At 72.0% G+C, this 21,432-nt stretch carries 20 protein-coding genes and 1 pseudogene; 14 read left to right on the top strand and 7 right to left on the bottom strand.

Going from position 1 to position 21,432, the window contains the following annotated elements:
• Positions 1-31 precede the first annotated feature (31 nt).
• The 5 genes from ACGFNH_RS19365 (at position 32) to ACGFNH_RS19345 (ending at position 4,013) form a co-directional block, all read left to right on the top strand.
• Positions 32-787, top strand: coding sequence for an NDP-sugar synthase (locus ACGFNH_RS19365; RefSeq protein WP_393655202.1), 756 nt, complete (start codon positions 32-34; stop codon positions 785-787).
• Between the two features lie 59 nt (positions 788-846).
• A complete protein-coding gene (locus tag ACGFNH_RS19360; RefSeq protein WP_393655200.1) occupies positions 847-2,025 on the top strand; it encodes a 3-hydroxybenzoate 6-monooxygenase in 1,179 nt (392 codons plus the stop codon).
• A gap of 142 nt (positions 2,026-2,167) precedes the next feature.
• On the top strand, positions 2,168-2,635 hold the full coding sequence (locus tag ACGFNH_RS19355) for a GNAT family N-acetyltransferase (protein WP_393655198.1): 468 nt from the start codon (positions 2,168-2,170) through the stop codon (positions 2,633-2,635).
• A 340-nt stretch (positions 2,636-2,975) separates the two neighbouring features.
• Positions 2,976-3,599 carry a pentapeptide repeat-containing protein gene (locus tag ACGFNH_RS19350; protein WP_393655196.1) on the top strand — a complete coding sequence of 208 codons (624 nt, stop codon included), beginning with the start codon at positions 2,976-2,978 and terminating at the stop codon, positions 3,597-3,599.
• Positions 3,600-3,659: 60 nt separating this feature from the next.
• Positions 3,660-4,013, top strand: coding sequence for a hypothetical protein (locus ACGFNH_RS19345; RefSeq protein WP_393655194.1), 354 nt, complete (start codon positions 3,660-3,662; stop codon positions 4,011-4,013).
• Between the two features lie 12 nt (positions 4,014-4,025).
• On the opposite strand, the gene ACGFNH_RS19340 is transcribed toward ACGFNH_RS19345, so the two are convergent.
• From ACGFNH_RS19340 to ACGFNH_RS19330, 3 genes are all read right to left on the bottom strand, one after another.
• Positions 4,026-4,523 carry a hypothetical protein gene (locus ACGFNH_RS19340; RefSeq protein ID WP_393655192.1) on the bottom strand — a complete coding sequence of 166 codons (498 nt, stop codon included), beginning with the start codon at positions 4,521-4,523 and terminating at the stop codon, positions 4,026-4,028.
• Positions 4,524-4,572: 49 nt separating this feature from the next.
• Positions 4,573-5,253, bottom strand: coding sequence for a GNAT family N-acetyltransferase (locus ACGFNH_RS19335; RefSeq protein ID WP_393655190.1), 681 nt, complete (start codon positions 5,251-5,253; stop codon positions 4,573-4,575).
• Between the two features lie 126 nt (positions 5,254-5,379).
• Positions 5,380-6,018, bottom strand: coding sequence for a GNAT family N-acetyltransferase (locus ACGFNH_RS19330; RefSeq protein WP_393655188.1), 639 nt, complete (start codon positions 6,016-6,018; stop codon positions 5,380-5,382).
• Between the two features lie 859 nt (positions 6,019-6,877).
• Here ACGFNH_RS19330 and ACGFNH_RS19325 point away from each other — a divergent pair.
• From ACGFNH_RS19325 to ACGFNH_RS19300, 6 genes and pseudogenes are all read left to right on the top strand, one after another.
• The gene (locus tag ACGFNH_RS19325) at positions 6,878-8,494 is read left to right on the top strand and encodes a hypothetical protein (protein ID WP_393655187.1); all 1,617 of its coding nucleotides are present in this window, start codon (positions 6,878-6,880) and stop codon (positions 8,492-8,494) included.
• 168 nt (positions 8,495-8,662) lie between these two features.
• Positions 8,663-8,872, top strand: a pseudogene (locus ACGFNH_RS19320) (transposase); the annotation flags it as partial.
• A 271-nt stretch (positions 8,873-9,143) separates the two neighbouring features.
• Positions 9,144-10,076 (top strand): ROK family protein, encoded by a 933-nt coding sequence (locus ACGFNH_RS19315; protein ID WP_393655185.1) that lies wholly within the window; start codon positions 9,144-9,146, stop codon positions 10,074-10,076.
• Positions 10,076-11,383: an N-acetylglucosamine-6-phosphate deacetylase gene (gene nagA / locus ACGFNH_RS19310; RefSeq protein WP_393655183.1), complete on the top strand. Its 1,308-nt coding sequence runs from the start codon at positions 10,076-10,078 to the stop codon at positions 11,381-11,383. Before ACGFNH_RS19315 ends, nagA begins: the two co-directional genes overlap by 1 nt.
• Positions 11,384-11,558: 175 nt before the next feature.
• Positions 11,559-12,665, top strand: a complete 1,107-nt coding sequence (locus tag ACGFNH_RS19305) for a 1-phosphofructokinase family hexose kinase (RefSeq protein ID WP_393655181.1) — start codon at positions 11,559-11,561, stop codon at positions 12,663-12,665.
• A gap of 89 nt (positions 12,666-12,754) precedes the next feature.
• Positions 12,755-13,681 carry a ketose-bisphosphate aldolase gene (locus ACGFNH_RS19300; RefSeq protein WP_393655179.1) on the top strand — a complete coding sequence of 309 codons (927 nt, stop codon included), beginning with the start codon at positions 12,755-12,757 and terminating at the stop codon, positions 13,679-13,681.
• A 132-nt stretch (positions 13,682-13,813) separates the two neighbouring features.
• Here the strand turns inward: ACGFNH_RS19300 and ACGFNH_RS19295 are convergent, their stop codons facing one another.
• A complete protein-coding gene (locus ACGFNH_RS19295) occupies positions 13,814-14,827 on the bottom strand; it encodes a carbohydrate-binding protein (protein ID WP_393655177.1) in 1,014 nt (337 codons plus the stop codon).
• A gap of 339 nt (positions 14,828-15,166) precedes the next feature.
• Positions 15,167-16,864 (bottom strand): diguanylate cyclase CdgB, encoded by a 1,698-nt coding sequence (gene cdgB / locus ACGFNH_RS19290; protein ID WP_393655175.1) that lies wholly within the window; start codon positions 16,862-16,864, stop codon positions 15,167-15,169.
• 361 nt (positions 16,865-17,225) lie between these two features.
• Here cdgB and ACGFNH_RS19285 point away from each other — a divergent pair, with 361 nt between their 5' ends.
• Positions 17,226-17,726 carry a flavin reductase family protein gene (locus ACGFNH_RS19285; protein WP_393655174.1) on the top strand — a complete coding sequence of 167 codons (501 nt, stop codon included), beginning with the start codon at positions 17,226-17,228 and terminating at the stop codon, positions 17,724-17,726.
• 176 nt (positions 17,727-17,902) lie between these two features.
• On the opposite strand, the gene arfB is transcribed toward ACGFNH_RS19285, so the two are convergent.
• On the bottom strand, positions 17,903-18,328 hold the full coding sequence (gene arfB / locus ACGFNH_RS19280) for an alternative ribosome rescue aminoacyl-tRNA hydrolase ArfB (protein ID WP_393655172.1): 426 nt from the start codon (positions 18,326-18,328) through the stop codon (positions 17,903-17,905).
• Between the two features lie 256 nt (positions 18,329-18,584).
• Here arfB and ACGFNH_RS19275 point away from each other — a divergent pair, with 256 nt between their 5' ends.
• Positions 18,585-19,160: a TerD family protein gene (locus tag ACGFNH_RS19275; RefSeq protein WP_393655170.1), complete on the top strand. Its 576-nt coding sequence runs from the start codon at positions 18,585-18,587 to the stop codon at positions 19,158-19,160.
• Between the two features lie 457 nt (positions 19,161-19,617).
• On the opposite strand, the gene ACGFNH_RS19270 is transcribed toward ACGFNH_RS19275, so the two are convergent.
• Entirely contained in the window at positions 19,618-20,595 is a 978-nt protein-coding gene (locus ACGFNH_RS19270; RefSeq protein WP_393655168.1) for an SIS domain-containing protein, read from the bottom strand.
• Between the two features lie 375 nt (positions 20,596-20,970).
• Here ACGFNH_RS19270 and ACGFNH_RS19265 point away from each other — a divergent pair, with 375 nt between their 5' ends.
• Positions 20,971-21,213, top strand: coding sequence for a DUF3263 domain-containing protein (locus ACGFNH_RS19265; RefSeq protein ID WP_393655166.1), 243 nt, complete (start codon positions 20,971-20,973; stop codon positions 21,211-21,213).
• Positions 21,214-21,432: the final 219 nt, after the last annotated feature.

The following is a 21,432-nucleotide window of genomic DNA, read 5'->3' as shown; positions in this document are numbered from 1 at the left end:
GCGCGCCGCCTCTGCGCATAAGGTGCAAAGCGTGACAGAAGAGCAGCGAGCGGGCCGTGGCGACGGCCACCCCACTCCGACACAGGCCGTGGTCCTGGCCGGTGGCCAGGGGGCGCGGCTGCGTCCGTACACCGACGACCGTCCCAAGCCGATGGTCGAGATTCCCGGGACCGGGACTCCGATCATCGGCCACCAACTGGCCTGGATGGCCGCCGAGGGTGTCACGGACGCCGTCGTCTCCTGCGGGCATCTCGCCCGGGTCCTCCAGGACTGGCTCGCCTCCAGGGCCGGCCGGCTCCCGCTGCGGGTGACGACCGTGGTCGAGGAGGAGCCGCTCGGCCGCGGCGGCGGCCTCAAGCACGCGGCCGCCTCCCTCCCCGAGCCCGACCGCCCCTGGTACGCCATGAACGGCGACATCTGGACCCGCTTCTCCTTGCGCGAGATGGCCGCCTTCCACGAGGAGCGCGACGCGTTGGCGACGCTGGCGCTGTCCCGGCCGCGGATGCCGTGGGGGGCCGTGGAGACCAACGAGTTCGGTCAGGTCGTGGACTTCATCGAGGCCCCGCCGTCGCCGTACCTCATCAACGCGGGCATCTATGTCTTCGCCGCCGCCTTCACCGAGCAGCTCCCCGAACGCGGCGATCACGAGCGGACGACCTTCCCGCGTCTCGCGCGTGAGCGCCGCCTCGCCGGGTTCCCCCTCCCGCAGGGCGCCTACTGGCGTGCGATCGACACCGCGAAGGATCTCGACGAGGCGGCCGAGGAGCTGGCCGCGGCCGGGAGTTGAGCCGGTTCCCTGACGGGAAACGGCCCTCGGGCACGACGGGGCGAAGGGAGGAGGAGAGCGTGGACATCCTCATCGCCGGAGGCGGCATCGGCGGGCTCGCGACCGCGATCGGCGTCGCCCGGAGCGGGCACCGGGCGACCGTACTGGAGCGCCATGAGGCCTTCGCCGAATTCGGTGCCGGGATCCAGCTCGCGCCCAACGCCTTCCGCGCCCTCGACCACCTCGGCGTGGGCGATGCCGTACGCGACCGGGCCGTCCACATCGACGAGTTGCGGTTCATGGACGGGACGACGGGGGAGCGCGTCGCGAGCATGCGGCTCACCGGCGGATACCGCGAGCGGTTCGGCAATCCGTATGTCGTCGTCCACCGCAACGACCTCTACGAGCCGCTGCTGGCGGCCTGCCGTGCCGCACCCGGGATCGTGCTGCGCGCCGACAGCCCGGTCGCGTCGTACGAGCAGGACGACGCCGGTGTGTGGGTGGTCCTCGGCACGGGGGAACGCGTCGCCGGGGCGGCGCTGATCGGTGCCGACGGGATCCGGTCGGCCGTGCGCCGGCAGCTCGTGGGGGACGGGGAGCCGCACGTCTCGGGCCACACCATCTACCGGTCCGTCATCCCGATGGAACGGGTGCCCGGCCAACTCCGTTGGAACACGGTCACGTTGTGGGCCGGGCCTCTCTGGCACTTCGTCCACTACCCGATCGGGCACGGCTCCTACCTCAACCTCGCGGCCGTACGGGACGACGGCGCCCGCGAGGTGGTGACCGGGGACCCCGCCGAACGCGCCCATGTGCTGGGGGAGTTCCCCGGCCTCGGCGCCACCGCGCGGCAGCTGCTGGAGCTGGGCGAGGACTGGCGGCGATGGGTCCTCTGCGACCGTGACCCGGTCGACCGCTGGACCGACGGCCGTGTCGCCCTGCTGGGCGACGCCGCGCACCCCATGCTGCAGTACGCCGCCCAGGGCGCGTGCATGGCGCTGGAGGACGCCGTGTTCCTGGGCGAGTTGCTGCGCGAAGGCGGCGAGGACGAGGTGCCGCGGACATTGGAGACGTACGCGGAGGGCCGCCGGGACCGCACCGCCCGCGCCCAGCTCGTGTCGAGGGACATGGGGACGCTGCTGTACCACGCGGCCGGTGCGGAGGCGGTGCGGCGGAACGCGATGCTGGCGGCGCTGTCGCAGGAGGACCTGTACGCGAAGGTGGCCTGGCTCCACGGCGCGGGCGGCGACGGGCGCTGACCCGCCCCCTTCCGACAGTCGATACCGAGGCGCTGACCCGTCCCGCTTCCGACAGTCGTGACCGTGCCCACGCCGCGCCCGTCCCGTACGGGTGTGATCTGCGCCGGTGCGGCGGGGCCGGGGGCGGTCGTAGCCTGGGCGGATGATCCGCACCGCCATACCCGGGGACGTCCCCGCCATCGTCGCCATGATCCGCGAGCTCGCCGCCTACGAGAAGGCGGAGCACGAGGTGGAGGCCACCGAGGAGCACATCCGGCGTGCGCTCTTCTGCGACCGGCCCGCGGCGTTCGCCCATATCGCGGAGACGGACGGCCGTACCGAGGGCTTCGCCCTCTGGTTCCTCAACTTCTCGACCTGGACCGGCGCCCACGGCATCCACCTCGAGGACCTCTACGTCCGCCCCGAGGCCCGCGGCCGCGGCCACGGCAAGGCACTCCTGGCCGAGCTGGCCCGGATCTGCACCGAGCGCGGCTACGGCCGTCTGGACTGGTCCGTGCTCGACTGGAACACGCCGTCGATCGACTTCTACCTCTCGCTGGGCGCCCGGCCCCTGGACGAGTGGACCGGCTACCGCCTCACCGGTGACGCCCTGTCCCGGCTGGGTGCGTAGCGAGCCGGTCTGTCCCGGGCGGCCGGTCCCGCCCGGCGACCCGGAAGCGGGACATACCGGTGCGGTGCCCTGTGCCGTGGCCTCAGGGGACAGCAGGTTCTCGCCGGGTCGAAGGCGTACTGGCGGATCGCGTGCATGGCGGACTCCCGGGTCGGTCGGGGCAGTTGGGCGCGTGGGACCGCCGTGGTCCCGCCCCGTGGCCGGCTCCTGCCGCCGCTCTCCGACCTCAAGCTCGCTCGAGGTCAGCAGTGAACTCCGTACGCCCTGGTGGGAGCCGTTGTCAGTGGGTGCCTGCACGATGGGGGCGGGTACAACGCAGACCGGACAGCGGGAGAGGCATATGGAGCTGCAGCCGTTCGACGAGGGCGAGCTCAAGGGCGAGGGGGACTACGAGGGCCTGCTCTTCGCGGACCTCGACCTCGCCGGGCAGGACGGACGGGACGCCCGCTTCCTGGACTGCGCGCTGCGGCGCTGCGGCCTCGACGAGACGCGTCTGACCGGCGCGCGCTTCATCGACACCGAGTTGGAGGAGATGCGCGGGATCGGCACCGACCTGGTGGGCGCCGTCCTCCGTGACGTGACGCTCATCGACGCCCGGCTGGGCGGCGTGCAGATGCACGGTTCCGTCATGGAGCGGGTGGTGGTGCGCGGCGGCAAGATCGACTATCTCAACCTGCGTGCGGCAACGCTCAAGGACGTGGTTTTCGAGGGGTGCGTACTGGTCGAGGCCGATTTCGCCGGAGCGCAAATGGAGCGGGTCGTGTTCCGCGACTGCACGGTGCGGCAGGTCGATTTCAGTAATGCGCGGATGAAAGGCGTGGATCTGCGGGAGGTGGTCGAACTGGACATTGCTCGTGGCGTTGACCGATTGGCCGGAGCCGTCATCAGTCCGACCCAACTTCTGGAATTGGCGCCGGCATTCGCCGCGCAGATCGGTGTACGGGTCGCGGGCCCCGGCGACTGATATCGAATCGCAAGCTCCGGTAGGGGTTTCCCGTCGTCGGCTTCGGCTATCAACGGGGGCATGGACAACAGCCGTGAACCCCTACCCGTCAATGACCCCTACCGCGGGAGCGAGCCGTACCGCGGCAATCCGCCCGGCACCGGAACAAACCGGGCGGCTCTCATCATCCACACGATCGCGGACATCGCCGCAGGATTCCTGGGCCTGTGGATCGCCCTGTATCTCCTGGAAGCCAACCAGGCGAATGTTTTCGTCGATTTCGTGCATGGCATGGCGAATTTCCTCGCCGGATGGTCGCAGGACATTTTCACCATGGACACGGAGGGACTGCGCGTCCTTCTCAATTACGGTCTGCCTGCCGTGATGTACCTGGCGATCGGTCACGGAGTGGCTGCGCGTCTGCGACGGGCCTGACCGTATGCCGCATCAGACCCGGGGGAAACGCGCTTGCAGGTCCCAGATGACGGGATTGTGCGCAAGGGCGTCGTGCATGTCCGTGAGGTCCGCGACCAGATCCTGGAGAAAGTCGCGGGCCTCACGGCGCAACGCCGCGTGGTTGAACACGAGCGGCGGCTCGTCGGCGGGCTGCCAGTCGGCCGTGATGTCGACCCAGCCGAACCGGCGCTCGAAGACCATGCGGTCCGCGGACTCGGTGAAGTCCAGTTCCGCGTACTGCGACGTGTGAGACCGGCTGCCCCGAGGGTCGCGGTCCAGCCGCTCCACGATGTCGCACACGGCCCAGGCGAAGTCGAGCACGGGCACCCATCCCCAGGCTGTGGACAGCTCCCGGTCCTTCTCCGTGTCGGCGAGATACACGTCGCCGCAGAAAAGGTCGTGCCGCAGGGCGCGTACGTCCGCACTCCGGTAGTCCGTCTGCGGAGGGTCGGGGAAGCGGGGCGAGAGCGAATAGCCGAGGTCGATCACGGCTCGATGGTGTCACCCACCGTTCAGCGCCGTGCGCCCGGGAAGCTGTTCAGCGGCGTACCCCCGTGGAGCCGTCACGGCCGCTGCCGCCGGCCGAACCGCCCTTGCCGCCCCGCCGGCCGAAGTCGGCCGAACCGTCTGCCCCGGCCGAACCACCTGCGCCGGCCGAACCACCCGCTCCGCCCGGCCTGTCCGCGCCGCCGCGCAGGTCCTTGCGCAGTACCGCGCACGGGCGGTGCATCCGCCGGTCCTCCCGGTGGTCGATGACCTCGTACCCAAGCGTCGTCCAGAACGCGAGGGCTCTCGGGTTGTTCTCCAGCACGGCCAGACGGAGCCCCTCGTGACCGTCGGCCCGCAGCCGCTCCTCCACCAGATGGGCCAACTCCCGCCCGTAGCCGGTCCGTTGCTCCTGGCCGTGCACCATCAGCAGGCCGATCCAGGGGTCCGGGTCGTCGGGGTCGGGGTGTTCGGCGAGGGTGATGGCGACGCCCAGCAGCCGGTGGCCCTCACGGGCGAGCAGCACCTCGGCGGCAGGGTGCTCCAACTCCTCCCGAATGCTCGCGGCGACCTGATCGGGGCGGATGTCCTCCGGGTCGGGGAAGTCGCCGCTGATGCGCTGGAAGACGGGGTCGGAGCGGTAGAGCGCGGTCAGCTCGTCGAGCAGGGGCGCGGGCAGGCCGTGGGGTCCGTGCGTCCCGTCGTCGGACAGCGTGAGCGGTTCCAGGATCATGCATCGACGCTAACGCCGCGGGCCCGGCCGGTCCGTCCGGCGCGCGTGCACGTCGTATGGCTCGGGCGCCGTGTCCGTACGACGTGTGCGGGGCGACGTCCTGAACGGGACGGGGAGGGGCGGCCGTCACCAGAGTCTGTCGATCCCGCCGGGGTGAAGGGCGATGCGGGCATCGTGGAAGGACGCCTCCCGGCGGCGGCTCTCCTCCGAGAAGAAGCAGGCCATGGTCACCTTGTCGAACCCCGGGCGGTCACTGGGGAAAGGGGCTTCCGGCGTCCCGCCGATGAGGACCGTGCCGGGGAGGACCCGCCAGCCTGCGCCCTCGTAGAACGCCTGGAGCGGACGGTCGCAGGTGAACAGGCCCACATCCACCGTCCCGCCGGCCATCTCCTCGCGGGCCGCGATCACGAGCCGGCGGCCATGGCCCTGCCCGCGTGCGGCGTTGCGGGTCACGACCGTGCTCAGCCCGGCGGCCGCATAGCGCCGGCCGGCGTGGACGATCTCCTTCGAGAGGATGTCGAGCGCGGCGAGCACCGTGCCCTGGTTCTCACCGTCGCCCTCGCCCTTGCCTTCGCCCTTGCCTTCGCCCTTGCCCTCGCGGTCGACGAGCAGCATCGAGCGCGGGTTCAGTGCCGGATCGTGGCTGAGCCGGTCCGGGGAGAGCGGCTGCCCGCTCTGGGACGGCCAGGCCTCCTCCTGCAGTTCGAGGACCTGGGCGCGCAAGGCGGCCGGCGTGGCCGCTTCCGGGAAGGTCAGGATCTCCACGGGGCGGGACCCTAACGGGCCGTACGGTCGCGGCGCGATCGGTTTTCCGCCGCCCGGCCACTGCGCGGGCGCGACCTTCCCTTCGCGCCCGCGCAGGCCCCCCTTTCGCGCCCGCGCAGGTCCCTCCTTTCGCGCCCGCGCAGGTCCCTCCCCGCGAGACGGGGTCCCGGCCGGCGTGTTCGATGAGCCGGGGGGCACTCGCCCGGGCCTTTCGAGCAGCTCCTTCGCCCTCACGGGGCCGGCCCGGAGCCACCCGCAGGCTGCGCCCGGAGCCACCCGCAAGCTGCGCTCGGCGCACAGGCGCGCGAGGTCTGGAGCGGGAAAGTCCGACTCCCTGCGGCGCATGGGCGAACCGAGATAGGTTCGTTCAACTTCCTTTCTGCGGCGCCGAGTTCGAGTGCGCGGGTGGTCTCTACGGGCCCCGTTCGCAGGGCCGGGGGACTTCTGCGGTCCGTCCCCCGGAAGGAAGCGCATGCCTCAGAACGTCACGTTCGACCTCCCCTTCGACACCCCTGTCAGCAGACATCTGGAGCACGCCCAGGAGCACCATCTGTGCTGGTTCTGAGACATGGGCCTGGTCCGCAGCCGGGCCGGGGTTGGAGGACTACACGTCATGGTCTGCCGCAGGCCGCCGCCCGCAGCGGCCCACACGCCTCGGCCGACGACATGGTCGTCCTGACGAACTGGTTCTCCTGAGGCGGCGATATCGATTCCGTTGCCAGGACCACAGCTTGAAGGGAACCGTGTGAAGTTTCGAGTCGCAGGTGCTGTTCCGACAGCGTCCGCCGGACGTTTGATCCCGGCGCAGCCAAGCGCCCAGCTCCAGCCCGCGGAGGCAGGGAGCACTCTGGCCCGCCTCTTGGCGAAACGCATCAAGGGGAGCACGGAGCAGCACCGAGGGTGCCAGAACGCCGCTCAGCAGCGGCTGGACGCACTCGGATCCCCCCACTCCAGCACCACGCTGCATGTGGAGGGAGCCCTCCAGCTGGCGCCGCGCGCGTTCCTCCCGCCCGACGAGGAGGGCTACGCCAGGTTGAGGCACCTCGACACCGGCCTGCGCACGATCGAAGCAGCCTTCCCAGACGTCGGCACCGATATTGAGGTCTGCCGACTGACCTGCATGATGCTGGAAGGGGCCTGGAGGAGCCGGGCACTCACCCCGCCGCGCGAGGAGGAGCGAACAACCGTCTGCGCCTGCCCTCTGTGCCGTTGGCTGCCCACGCCCCCCGCACGCACGCTGGACGACTACCGCTGGCGGCAGAGCGCCGGTCGTCCCCTCACCGTCAAGACCTGGCCATACCGCCGGGAACTCGACAGCGTCCTGACCGGTGGATGGTCCTGGACCCGGCAGATGAACGACCTTGAACGAGACCTCGGCCACCGCCACCGCTTCGAAGACGACATCCTGGTCTTCCACGAATACAAACGCGTGATCGACACCATCGATGCCACGCGCCTCACCGAACTCGTCCAAGGCCGCTTGGCCGAGAGTTTCAGCACCAACAGCGCACGGGCCCTGATCTCCGGAACCTTCGCCGCCCATAAGCGATCCGTCGACGAGTACTGGCTCCAACAGCACCACGCGGGCAGCGTCATGCTCCCCCAGACCAACCCACTCAGCCAGAGCGCCTACGCACACCTGCAGATGCTGGACTGCCTGTTCTGGCACGTCTCACCCGACACCGAACTCTGGCAGGAAGAACACCTCGCCTCCCTGCTGCTGTGCCGCGTCATCGACGACATGGTGGACGTACGAGCCGACGCCCTGACCGGCGAGATCAGCAACTTCTGGCTCGCCGACATGTCCCCCCACACCAAGGCCCTCTACGCTGCCTGCGCCATTGCCCTCGTCAAGTACGGCTGCATGCCCGAGGCGCATGCCCCGATGTGGAACACCTGGCTGATGAACACCACCATCGTCTGGATGGGGCTCACGGGCCGCCACGCCCTGTGGTTCGACGGCATCACCCAGGGCCTCCCCCCGGCCCAGGCGTGCCCGCTCTGCGACCTGCAGCCCAACGCATGCACCGGCATCGTCACCCACGGCACCACCCTCACCATCACCCCGCGGCCCACCGCACCAGCGCTGAGCACCCGGGCCGCCGAGCTATCCGCGCGCTGCCGAGCCCAATACCCCCAGACATGGCCCCTCTTCGACGCCGAGCTCCATGCCTTCGAAGCACTGCACGGCCCCTGGTACGGCAACACCGATAGCACATGGGAGATCCTGCGCCGCACCTACATAGCCGCCGTGGAGGCATCCAGCGCCGCACCGTCCCCGGGCCGCGCTCTTCATGTCCAACAAGATGCCGGCGTAGTCGGATCTGAAAAGTTCCACACCCTGCACGACCCTCGAACCGGGAGGGAAGACACCGCACTGCTCGCCTACATGTTCGGCTGCGCCCACCCGCATTTCCTCTGGAACGCCACGGGATACCGTCCCACGGGCCTCGCTGGCGACTGGCTCGACGGCTGACGCCTCAGTTGTTCCAGAAACCCAGTAGGTGACTCCTCCCCCCGGATGAATCCGGGGGGCTTCTCCTGTCGGCGGCTGGGCCGTGTCTTTTCGTGGGCTGGTCAATTGATCGGGTCTGTCTGGCCGATGAGTGATCACTGACGCGATTGGGGTCGAATCGAGCCGCTGATGCCGGCCGATCCGGCCCGCGGACGGCGATGGGCCGACCACCGCCGAACGTTGGAGGCCATCGCGGGGGAAGTGCCGCTCCAACTCGCCCTGGCGTGATCTGCCTGCCGAGCTCGGCGCATTCCGGATCGCTCACAAGCGGCTGGTCGGATGGGCCGTCGACGGCACCTGGAAAGGATCCTCACCAGCGTGCTGACCATGGCTGATGCTGATGCTGACGGCGACATCGACAGGCTCTAGCCATCCAGCGCCCGCGGCGCAAGAACGAGCCTCGGGGCGGCAGGAGCCCGGGGCTGAGGCCCGCGTCCGCAGCAGGGCCGGGTGACACACCCGCGCAGGTCCCTCCTCGCTGCGCGCCGGCGCGCTCCCGCTCTCACCGCATGTCCGCGTGCTGTGTGTTCACCGGGCGCGCGAAGGTTCGTACGGCAAGGGCCTGCGAGTGGACTAGACCTCTCGGCCCGTCCCGCGCGAGACTGTTCCCGTGAGAAACGTCATCGCCCTCGACGTGGGCGGCACCGGCATGAAGGCCGCCCTCGTGGCGGCGGACGGCGCGCTGCTCCACGAGGCCCGGCGGGCCACCGGCCGTGAGCGCGGGCCCGATGCCGTCGTCGCGTCGATCCTCGCCTTCGCCGAGGAGCTGCGGCAGGAGGGACTGGTGCGGTTCGGCGAGCCCCCCTCCGCGGCCGGTGTGGCCGTCCCCGGCATCGTGGACGAGGCCGGCGGTGTCGCCGTGTACGCGGCCAACCTCGGCTGGCGGGACGTACCGCTGCGCGCCTTGCTGGCCGAGCGGCTCGGCGGCGTCCCCGTCGCCCTCGGCCACGACGTCCGCACGGGCGGCCTCGCCGAGGGCCGCCTCGGCGCGGGACGGGGCGCCGACCGCTTCCTCTTCCTGCCGCTGGGCACCGGCATCGCCGGCGCGATCGGGATCGAGGGCCGCATCGAGGCGGGGGCCCACGGCTGCGCGGGCGAGATCGGCCACATCGTCGTACGCCCGGGGGGACCGGACTGCGGCTGCGGGCAGGCAGGCTGTCTGGAGACCCTCGCCTCCGCCTCCGCCGTCGCCCGGGCCTGGGCGGCCGCGAGCGGCGACCCGGAGGCCGACGCCGCGGACTGCGCGAAGGCCGTCGAGTCGGGGGATCCCCGGGCCCTTGCCGTTTGGGACGAGGCGATCGGCGCCCTCGCCGACGGCCTCGTCACCGGGCTCACCCTGCTCGACCCGCGCACGCTGATCATCGGCGGCGGTCTGGCCGAGGCCGGGGAGACGCTGTTCTCCCCGCTCCGGGCCGCGGTCGAGGACCGGATCACCTTTCAGACCGTCCCCCACATCGTCCCGGCGGCCCTCGGGGACAACGCCGGATGCCTGGGCGCGGGCCTGCTCGCCTGGGATCTTCTCTCCGCGGAGGTAACCGCCTGATGGTGGCTCACAAGGCAGTCCAGGTCCTCGCCGGCGCGCGTGTGGTGCTGCCGACGGGCGTCGTCGAGGGCGGCGCCGTCGTCGTCGACGGCCGCACCATCGCGCCGTACGCCGGGGATGGGGCCGCGCTGCCCGCCGGGGAGGGGGGCTCACCGGACGCCCGCGAGGCCGCCTCGTACGCCGCCGGATCGGCCTCGTCCGCCCCCGGAGCCGCTTCGTACACCCCTGGGACGGCCGCGGGCACCGCCTCGTACGCCGCGGCCGGACAGCGGGTCACCACGCTCGACCTGCCGCGCGACCACTGGATCGTCCCCGGCTTCGTCGACATCCATGTGCACGGCGGAGGCGGCGCCTCCTTTTCCGGAGGGACGGCCGAGGAGGCCCTCGCAGCGATCGCGACCCATCGGCGGCACGGCACGACGACGATGGTCGCCTCCACCGTCACCGGCGACCTCGACACTCTGGCCCAGCAGGCGTCGGCCCTCTCCGAACTCGTCGAGCAGGGCGACCTCGCGGGCATCCACTTCGAGGGACCGTTCATCGCCCGCAACCGCTGCGGCGCCCACGAGCCGTCGCTGCTGCGCGACCCCGACCCCGCGGACGTACGGAAGCTGGTCGACGCGGCGCGCGGGTCCGCGCGGATGATGACGCTCGCGCCCGAACTGCCGGGCGGCCTCGAGTCGGTGCGGCTGCTGGCCGACCAGGGCGTGATCGCGGCCGTCGGCCACACCGACGGCTCGTACGAGACGACGCTCCAGGCAGTCGACGCGGGTGCCACTGTGGCCACGCACCTGTTCAACGCGATGCCTCCGCTCGCCCACCGGGCACCGGGGCCGATCGCCGCGCTGCTGGAGGACGAGCGGGTCACCGTCGAGCTGATCAACGACGGCGTGCATCTGCACCCCGCCGTCCTCGAACTCGCCTTCCATCGCGCGGGCGCGTCCCGCGTCGCCTTCATCACGGACGCCATGAGCGCGGCCGGCAAGGGCGACGGCCGCTACCGGCTCGGCGGGATGGAGGTGGACGTCGCCGACGGCGTCGCCCGGCTCGTGGCCGGCGGCACGATCGCGGGCTCGACGCTGACGCTGGACACGGCGTTCCGGAGGGCCGTCACGGTCGACGGGCTGCCGGTCGGGCAGGTCGTCGAGGCTGCTTCGGCGGCCCCCGCCCGGCTGCTCGGCGCGTACGACCGGATCGGTTCGCTGGAGCCGGGCAAGGACGCCGACCTGGTGGTGCTGGACGGGGGCTTCCGGCTGGTCGGCGTCATGAGCAAGGGGGAATGGGTGGTTTCGCCGGAACTGTCCTGATCCGGGATCCGATTGGCCCGGTCACGGGTCTCGCCCGCCCGAACCCGCGGTGGCATGATCGCTGGCGCACCCGGGCGGGCGCGGGCGGGTCGGCGTTCGCGGCGACAAAGGTCCGGGTGTGCCCCGGCGAGCCGGGACAGTACGGGGCACCACCGACACACGGGAGGGGTAGCCGTTGATCCTCACAGTCACCCTCAACGCGGCCCTCGACATCACCTATCGCGTACCGCACCTGCGGGCCGCCGCCTCGCACCGTGTCACCGACGTCTCCGAGCGGCCCGGCGGCAAGGGCCTGAACGTGGCCCGCGTCCTCGCGTCGCTCGGCCACTGCGCGGTTGTCACCGGCTTCGTCGGCGGCCGGACGGGCGAGAAGCTGCGGGAGTTGCTCGCGGCGGACGCCACCGTCGAGCCGCCCATGGACCCTTCGGCCGACTCCGTCCGCGAAGCCTCCGCTCGCGAGGCCGCGGCCTTCGAAGCCTCCACCGGCCGGGCCCTGTCGTCCGTCCCGCCCCAGCGCCACCCCGGCGACGCCACCGGCACCGTGCCGCCCGGTGCATCACACCCCCGCTACGGACGCCTCATCGACGCGCTCACGCCCATCGAGGGGACCACGCGGCGCACCGTCGGCGTCGTCGACGCGGCCTCCGGGGACACCACGCAGCTCAACGAACCCGGCCCGGCCATCGGCCGTGCCGAGTGGGACACCTTTCTGCACACCTACACCGCGCTCCTCGGCGACGCCACGGCCGTCGCGCTCTGCGGCAGTCTGCCGCCGGGTGTGCCCGTCGGCTCGTACGCCCGGCTCGTACGCGACGCGCAGGCGGCGGGGGTGCCCGTCCTTCTCGACACCAGCGGTGAACCCCTGCGCCGCGGCATCGCCGCACGCCCCGACCTCGTCAAGCCCAACACCGACGAACTGGCCGGGCTCACCGGCTCCACCGAGCCCATACGTGCCGCGCTCGACGCCCGCCGCCGCGGCGCCCGCGCCGTCGTCGCCTCGCTCGGCTCCGACGGGATGTTCGCGGCGACCGCCGACGGGAGCTGGCAGGCGGCGCCCCCGCGCCGCTTCGCGGGCAACCCGACGGGCGCGGGCGACTCCGCCGTCGCCGGTCTGCTGTCGGGACTGGTGGAGGGGTTGTCGTGGCCGGACCGCCTGGCGCGGGCCGTGGCCCTGTCGGCGGCGACCGTACGGACCCCGGTGGCCGGCGAGTTCGACCCCGCGACGTACGAGGACCTGCTCTCGCAGGTCGAGGTTCTGGACCGGTCGGATGTCCCGGTCTGACCGGAAGATCCGTTTCGCGAGGGGCGTCCGACCGGCCGGACCGGACGTCCGACACAACCGGGTCGCAACGGCCCACGTCTGGGGGGCGCATGCCACTGGTCGGCACAGGAGAACTGGTCGCGCGGGCCCGCGCGGAGGGCCGTGCCGTCGCGGCCTTCAACGTGATCACGCTGGAGCACGCGGAGGCAGTGGCCGCGGGCGCGGAGGCCGCGGGGCTCCCCGCGGTCCTGCAGATCTCCGAGAACGCGGTGAGGTTCCACGGCGGCCGCCCCGGCCCGATCGCCGCGGCCACCGCCGCCGTCGCGCGGGCGTCCACCGCCCGGCTCGCCCTCCACCTCGACCACGTCGAGTCGGTGGAGCTGCTCCATGCCGCGCACGTCGAGGGCTTCGGCTCGGTCATGTTCGACGCCTCGAAGCTGGACTATGCCGACAACGTCAAGGCCACGGCGGAGGCCGTGCGCTGGGGCCATGAACGCGGCATCTGGGTGGAGGCCGAACTGGGTGCGGTCGGCGGCAAGGAGGGCGACACGGCCGGCTCCGGCGGGGCGACCCTCGACGCCCACGCCCCGGGCGTACGGACCGATCCGGCGGAAGCCGCGGCGTATGTGGACGCCACGGGTGTGGACGCGCTCGCCGTCGCCGTCGGCAGTTCGCACGCGATGACCGAGCGCACCGCCGCGCTGGACCATGCGCTGATCGCCCGCCTCCGGGACGCCGTACCCGTACCGCTGGTGCTGCACGGCTCTTCGGGCGTCCCCGACGAGGAGCTGCGCCGCGCGGTCGCGTCCGGCATGTCCAAGATCAACGTCGGTACGGCCCTCAACACGGCCTTCACCGGCACCGTCCGCGCATATCTGGAGGCCAACGGGCGGGTCGTCGACCCGCGGAAGTACCTGGCCCCCGCACGGGAGGCCATGGCCCACACGGTGGACCGCTTCCTGCGCACGGTCGGCGGGGACGCGGGCGCGGGCAGCGGGGACGCGAGCACGGACGGCGGGGGCGCCGGCAGGGGCTGAGGGCCCGCGCCGGTGCGCCACCGCGGTTACGCGCACGTGGCGGGGGAGCGGAGCGGGCTCACCGGATCAGGCGTTCAGCGGGTGCCGGGTGCCGGGTGCCGGGTGCCGGTGAACTCAAGTCACCGGCCCCGCTCACCAGCCCGCAGGCGCGGTGCCCTTCTCGGGCCGGAGCGCGACCATGTCGAGGCTGACGTCGCACTGGTTGCCCGCCTCGCAGGAGAGGCGGATGCGGTTGGTGCCCTTGTCCAGAGTCACGATGGACCAGGTGTTGGCCCACCCCTTCTCCAGGTCGCCCTCGGGCGCGTTGGCGAAGTTCTTCATGTTCAGCGGTCGGCTGTCGGGCTTGCCGTTCACCGACATCGTCAGGTTGGCGTCCTTGCCGGGTACGCCGTAGCGGACGTACAGCCGGTACTGGCCGGCCTTCTCCACCTTGGTCTTCCAGGTGGCGGCCGCACCGGGTGCGTTCATGCCCACGTAGGAGCCCGAGGAGCTCTTGGCGCCCTTGACATCCGAGGCGGTGGCCGCCGGGCTGTCGAGACGGAGGCCGGCCGCGTCCTTGTTCGGCAGGTCGGTCTGCGGCTTGTCCCCCTTACCGCTCCCGGGCTCGACGCTCTCGGCGGGCGCCGTGGTCCCGGAGCCGCCGGCGTCGTCCTTGGTGGAGTCCCCGCCGGTGTTGGTCATGATCGCGACGCCGATGGCCACGACGACCACGGCGACGACGGCGATCGCGCCGACGAGCAGGCCACGGTTGGGCCCGCGGCCGCCGCCCCGCCCTCCGAAGTCACCGGGAGGCGGCGTGGAGCGGCCCTGCCCGCCGGGGAGCGTCTCGGGGGCGGCGTAGTGCGGGTTGGCCTGCCGGCCGTAAGCCGACTGCCCGTGGGTCTGCTGCCCGTACGCCTGCTGGCCCTGCGGGGCGTACTGCGCCTGCCCGTAACGCCGCTCGCCGACCCGCGAGACCTGGTTGTACGAGGTGCGGGGGACGCCCGGCTGCGCGGGTCCGGGGTAGCCGTAGCCGCCGGTCGGTGCGCCGGTCGACTGCGAGCCGCCGTCACCGCCCTCTGTGCGGTACAGGTAGGCGAACGGGTCGTCGTTCTCGGGCGTGCCCGTCCCGTCGGGCGTACCCGTCCCGTTGTTCCCGGCCGTCATCCCCTTGTCACTCCCCAACTGGTTGCGAACCACCGGCGCTCTGGACTCAGAGCGCCAGGACAGCTCCTATCAGGGCCGGGGTGCCCCCGACAGGTCGTCCGCTGTCCTGATGGCCAACGTTCATGATCGATTCACCGGCGGTCACGGCAGCCCCGTATGCACATCGCCGACCGGTCGAGCGTACCGGGTCGCGGTGCCCGCTGTTCCCTGCTTGCCGCACCGGAGAGGGATACCCGTCGTGCGCGGCTGTGGGGCGCCTGCCCGGCCTGGGCATCCCCATGCCGCAAGGCGCCGAGGGTGAGGCGTCTCACGCTCGGCCCGCGGCACCCGCCGATGCCCCTAGCCCGCGCGGCGGGCCTTGGAGCGCGAGCGCTTCTCCACGTACATCCGCTGGTCCGCGGACTGCAGGACTTCCTCGGCCGACATGCCGCAGCTCGCCCAGCCGATGCCGAAGCTGGCACCGACGCGGACGGCGCGGCCGTCCACCCGGATCGGCGGGATGATCGCGTTGCGCAGGCGGACGGCCAGGTCCTGGGCGTCCGCGCGGCCGAGGCCGTCGGCGAGGACCACGAACTCGTCACCGCCGAGACGGGCGACCGTGTCCCCGTCCCGTACGCCGTTGGTGAGCCGGCGGGCGACCTCGATGAGGACGGCGTCGCCGGTGTGGTGGCCGAAACGGTCGTTGATCGACTTGAAGCCGTCGAGGTCGCAGAAGAGCACGGCGAGGCCCTTGGTGCCGTCGTCCTCCTCGCCCTCGGGCGGCGCGACGGTGTGCACATGGTGGTCGAGCGGGGCCCCGGGAGGCCCCGCCCGCCCGGGGAACGGCGAGTCGAATCCGTCCGAGCGGAAGCCGAGTTCATCGGTCTCGACCTCCACCGCCGGCGCGTACGCGGCACCGCCGAACTCGCCCGAAGCCACATCGAAGGTCTGGCTGCTCGGCCCGTACTGCGAGGGCAGCGGCGGGCGGCTGCACAGCCGGGCGCCGAGCCGGGCGCGCAGCTCGGCGCTGTTGGGCAGTCCGGTGAGGGAGTCGTGGCTGGCGCGGTGCGCGAGTTGCAGCTCGTGCCGCTTGCGCTCCTCGATGTCCTCGACGTGGGTGAGCAAAAAGCGCGGCCCGTCGGCGGCGTCGGCGACCACGGAGTTGCGCAGCGACACCCACACATATGTGCCGTCGCGGCGGGCGAGGCGCAGCTCGGCGCGGCCGCCCTCGGCGGAGGTGCGCAACAGGGTGCCGATGTCCTCGGGGTGCACCAGGTCGGAGAAGGAGTAGCGGCGCATGGCGGCGGCCGGGCGGCCGAGCAGCCGGCAGAGCGCGTCGTTGGCGCGCAGGAGGCGGCCGTGCTGGTCGCCGCCCATCTCGGCGATGGCCATGCCACTGGGCGCGTACTCGAAGGCCTGCCGGAACGACTCCTCGCTGGCGCGCAGGGCCTGCTGCTCGCGCTCCAGCCGTACGAGAGCGCGCTGCATGTTGGCCCGCAGCCGGGCGTTGCTGATGGCGATGGCGGCCTGGAAGGCGTACATCTGCAGGGCCTCGCGGCCCCACGGGCCGGGCCTGCGGCCGTTGCGCGGCCGGTCGACCGTGATCACGCCGAGGAGTTCGTCACCGGCGGAGTACATGGGTGCGAGCAGTCGGTCTCGGGGGTGCCAGTCGTCGGCGAAGCGCGGCTCGGGCCCGTCGTTGCGCCACTGCGGGATGTCGTCGTCGTCCAGCACCCAGCCCTCGGTGTGCGGGATGAAGCGCAGCGCGCCCCAGTGCTCGCCCATGGAGAGCCAGCGGTCCCAGGCGGTGCGGTTGCCCACCCGGCCCGCCATGAGGGCCTCGGCGCCCGCGCTGCCGGCGACGGCGGCGACGACGAGGTGTCCGTCGGGCCGTACGAGGTTGACGGCGGAGAGCTCGTAACCCAGGCCGTTGATGATGCCGTCGGCGACGGTCTGGAGCGTGTCGGCGAGGCTGCGAGCGGTGTTGAGGTCCGCCACGACGTGATGCAATTGACGCAGGGTGGCGAGCCGGACGTACGGCTCCGACTCCGTCTCCATCGCTCGCACCCCCCGAGACCTGACAGCAAATCCAGGGTCAGACATCCATTGCCACGGCCACTGAATCACAGCGAGCTGCCCACTCGGTACACAGGGTCAACAATTACCGCCTGCTGTGACTCAAGTCACAGTACGTGGTGGGGGGTTGGGGGTTTGGCGGGGGTGGACTTCTGTAGTTCCGGAAAGCAAATCCGGAATTCGCCCACGCCTCACGTGGCCCGAGGCGCAGGTACGCCGTATGGCCTAGGTCCCGGCTGGGTCCAGGGTCCGATGCGGTCACGCGGCCGCGGCCGCTAGCGTTCTTCGCGTGTTGCCGAAGACCCCGCACCCGCGCACCGAGACCATCCTCCATGCTGATGGGGTGAGCGACGACCAATTCCGCGCCGCCATGTCCCGGCTCGCCGCGGGAGTGGTGCTCGTGACCGCGTTCGACCCCGAGGACGGCCCGCAGGGCGAGGACGTCGGCATGACGGCGACCGCGTTCATGTCGGTGTCACTTGACCCACCGCTCGTCATGGTGAGCGTTCGCAACGACTCGCGAATGGACGAGCTTCTGGAGCGTCAGCCGCTGTGGGCGGTGTCCGTCCTGTCGGAGAGCCAGCGTCACATCGCCGGCCGGTTCTCCATGAAGGGCCGGATCAGCGACCGGCTGCTCTTCGAGGACATCGCGTACGAGCGCGGGACGACGGCGGGGGCACTCCTCGTGGGCGGGGCGCTCGCAGTGCTGGAGTGCCGTACGGAGGAGCGGGTGCCGGCGGGGGACCACACGCTCGTGATCGCGCGGGTGCTGACGGCCCGTACGCCGAGCACCGAGGGCGGGCCGCTCACGTACTTCCGGGGGCGGTACCGGCGACTGGACTAGCGGCGCGGCGCACGGCCTTCGGGGTTTCGGGATCTTCCGTGTTCGTGAGGGCTTTGCAAGCTTCGAGGGCTTACGAGTCGTCCTGGGTCATTCGCGATCGACCCGGCCGTAGGGGGGTTCAGCCGTACGGGATTCCATCGCGGAGCGGGGTGGAGCGCGGCCCGGCGCCCGCCTGCCTACCAGTCCCGGCCGTTGCGCCCGCGCTTGGTCTGGCTGCGCTGCTTCTTCTCCCGCAGCCGCCGCTCGTTGATCCCCCGCGGGATGCGGGTCTTGCGACGCGGCTTCGGCGGAGGCGCCGTCGCCTCGGCGAGGAGAGCGGCGAGACGCACCGCGGCCGTCTCGCGGTTGCGCCACTGCGAGCGGTGCTCGGACGCCCGCACCGACACCACACCGTCGACCAGGCGCCCGGCCAGGCGCTCCAGTGCGCGCTCCTTCCACACCGGCGGCAGCGCCTGCGTACCGGCGAGGTCGAAGCGCAGCTCGACCTGGCTGTCCGAGGTGTTGACGTGCTGGCCGCCGGGCCCGGAGGAACGGGAGAAACGCCACATGAGCTCGGCCTCCGGAAGGGAGACCGAACCGCGGATGACGTAGGGCCCGGACATGTCCACCATGATCCCGCCGCCGGACGCCGATGGCATCCGCTTTTTTCCGCCGGGTTTCCGACGCCCGTACGGGCTCGGCCGGGCGGGCGTGGCCGGTGCTGCCGCGCAGGGCCGGTCGGGCCGGGACGCACAAGGTTCGTAAAGAAAGTAAAGCCAGGCGGAACCTCGCGATGCCGTCCTGGCGTTGTGGAGGGTGACGGTAGCTTCGTCACCGGCACGGAGCCCGCACGATTCTGACGAGGAAAGGGACATCCCCATGGCTGTAAGCCTGTCCAAGGGCGGCAACGTCTCGCTCACGAAGGAGGCGCCGGGCCTCACCGCCGTCACGGTCGGCCTCGGCTGGGACGTCCGGACCACCACCGGCACGGACTTCGACCTGGACGCGAGCGCGATCGCGGTCAACCCGGGCGGAAAGGTCGTCTCCGACGGTCACTTCATCTTCTTCAACAACAAGTCGACGCCGGACCAGACGATCGTGCACACCGGCGACAACCGCACCGGTGAGGGCGCGGGCGACGACGAGGCCATCAATGTGAACCTGGCCGGTCTGCCCGCCGACGTCGAGAAGATCGTCTTCCCGGTCTCCATCTACGATGCCGAGAACCGCAGCCAGAACTTCGGCCAGGTGCGCAACGCGTACATCCGTATCGTCAACCAGGCCGGTGGCGCCGAGATCGCGCGCTACGACCTCAGCGAGGACGCGGCCACCGAGACCGCCATGGTCTTCGGCGAGCTGTACCGGAACGGCGCGGAGTGGAAGTTCCGTGCCGTGGGCCAGGGCTACGCGTCCGGCCTGGTGGGCATCGCGCAGGACTTCGGCGTCAACGTCTGACGTCTCACGCCCCGGGGCCGACGTCCGGCGTTCGACGCCTGACGCCTGACGCCTGACGCCTGACGCCTGACGCCTGACGGCTAATGGCTGACGTCCGGCGTCTCGCGTTTCGGCGTCTCGCTTTCGGCGTTCGAGTCTCGTGCCCGGCGTTCGGCGTCTCGCGGTCGGCGGCGGTATCGGGATGGTGTGAGCCGTCCGCGACACCGGCGCACCTGACGTGCGCAGCAGGGAAGAGGGCCGGCCCGCATTGGGCCGGCCCTCTCGCGTCGCCGTCGGTGAGAGGGGGCCGCGCTGCCCGAGCCGGGTCATCAACGAGCCCCGCCGCGCGGCCCGTTGCCCTGCCCCTGGCCCCTGCCCCTGCCCTCTGAGACCCTCGACCCTCTTGCCCCGTCGCCTCGGGCGAGACCCCGGCCCGTTGCACTGACCCGCGAGGATGAGTGACCCGCGGGAAGGATGCCTACCCCGCGAGGATCACGCTCCGCGTGAGGTTCCTCGGCCGGTCCGGGTCAAAATCCCGCGCCTCGGCCACCGCGACCGCCAGCCGCTGGGCCCGGATCAGGTCCGCCATCGGGTCCAGCGCTCGCGGTCCCGTCCCGCTGTCCGACTCGGCGAGCAGCGTGCCGCCCACCCGTGCGACATCGGCAGCGAGCCCCTCAGGCAGCGAGCCGAACATCCACGCCACACGCCCGGGCCCGGTGATCGAGATCGGACCGTGCCGGTACTCCATCGCCGGGTAGGACTCGGTCCAGGCCCCCGCCGCCTCGCGCATCTTCAAACCGGCCTCCTGTGCCAGCCCGTACGTCCAGCCACGCCCGAGGAACGTCCACTGCTCGGCGGTGACTGCTGCCTCCGGCAGCGGCTGGGTGACGGCGAGTTCGGCGTCGACGGCGGCCTCGGCGATCGTCTTCACGCCCGCGGGGAGCGGGCCGTGCACCTCCAGGCCGGCCCGCAGATACGCCAGAGCCGTGGTCGCGAACCGGGTCTGGACGACCGACTCCTCGTCCGCCCAGTCCAGTACGGCCACGGCGTCGGCCGCCTGCATCACCGGCGTCTTCGGGTCGGCGGTCAGGGCGGTCGTGGCGGGGCGGTCGCGCAATTCGGCGAGCAGGTCCAGCACCTCGGTGGTGGTTCCCGACCGCGTGATGGCGACCACCCGGTCGTACACCCGCCCGTCGCCACCCGGCCCGGCGGCCAGCCGGGGGAACTCCGATGACGCGAACGCGTCGGTCTCGCCCTGCCCCGCGGCCTCGCGCAGCGCCGCGTACGCCTGCGCCATGAACCACGACGTGCCGCATCCGGTGACGGCGACCCGCTCGCCCGGCCGCGGCAGCCCCTTCCCGGAGGCGGCGGCCTCGGCGGCGCGCCGCCAGCAGCCGGGCTGGGTGGCGATCTCGGCCGCGGTACGGGACGTCGGGGGCTGCTCGGGCTCCGCCATGGTCGGGTGCTCCTTCTGTGCGGTGAACAAGCCAGGTCGGGGGACCGGCCACCCGTCGTGGATAGCAGGCCGGGTCGGGGGGAGGGAAGGGCGGTTTCCGCCGGGAGTCACCGGCAGGAGTCAAAGGTATGGACCTGAGCGGGAGTTGGCTACGTCGACCCGTCGGCAGTACGCGGTGCCCCGGACGGCGAGGCCGAGGCCACCGGGAGGGGCACGGAACGCGGTGTGGGAAGGCGGCGGGAGGACTGCGCGGAAGTCGGCGGGAATGCTGCGCCGGAAGTCGGCCGCGACCGCGGCCCGCCCGGGGGCGGTCGGGACCGTGCGTACAGAGGACGGGCCAGGGCCGTGTCGGACGCGGCGGCTAGGGTGAGGGCCATGACACGGGGCGAGAGCGGGGGACTGTCCGACCGGGACCGTGCCGTGCTCGCCGTGGAGCGCCGCTCCTGGTCCGGGCCGGGCGCCAAGGAGCGGGCGATACGGGAGCGGCTCGGCCTCTCCTCGACCCGCTACTACCAGCTGCTGAACGCCCTGCTGGACGACCCGCACGCGCTCGCCCACGACCCCGTCACGGTCAACCGCCTGCGCCGGGTCCGCGACGCGCGCCGAGCCAACCGCTGACCTCCACCGCTGTGGCGCCGAGCGCTGACTGCCCCGGCGGGTCACCAACCGCCGGTGCCCGGACACTGACGCCCTGGACTCCGACCGCAACCGCTGCCGCCGCCAACCGCCACCCCTTGGCGTCCTTGCCGCTGCAGCGCCAACTGCGCGCGCCGGATCATCGCCGCCCGAGTCCCGAGTCCCGAGTCCCGAGTCCCGAGCCCTGGGTCGTTCCCGCCG

The sequence above is a fragment of the Streptomyces sp. NPDC048639 genome (genome assembly GCF_043199075.1).
Taxonomy (GTDB): Bacteria; Actinomycetota; Actinomycetes; order Streptomycetales; family Streptomycetaceae; genus Streptomyces.
Note: the sequence above shows the minus strand (reverse complement) of the source record. Positions and strands in the feature narration are given on the sequence as shown.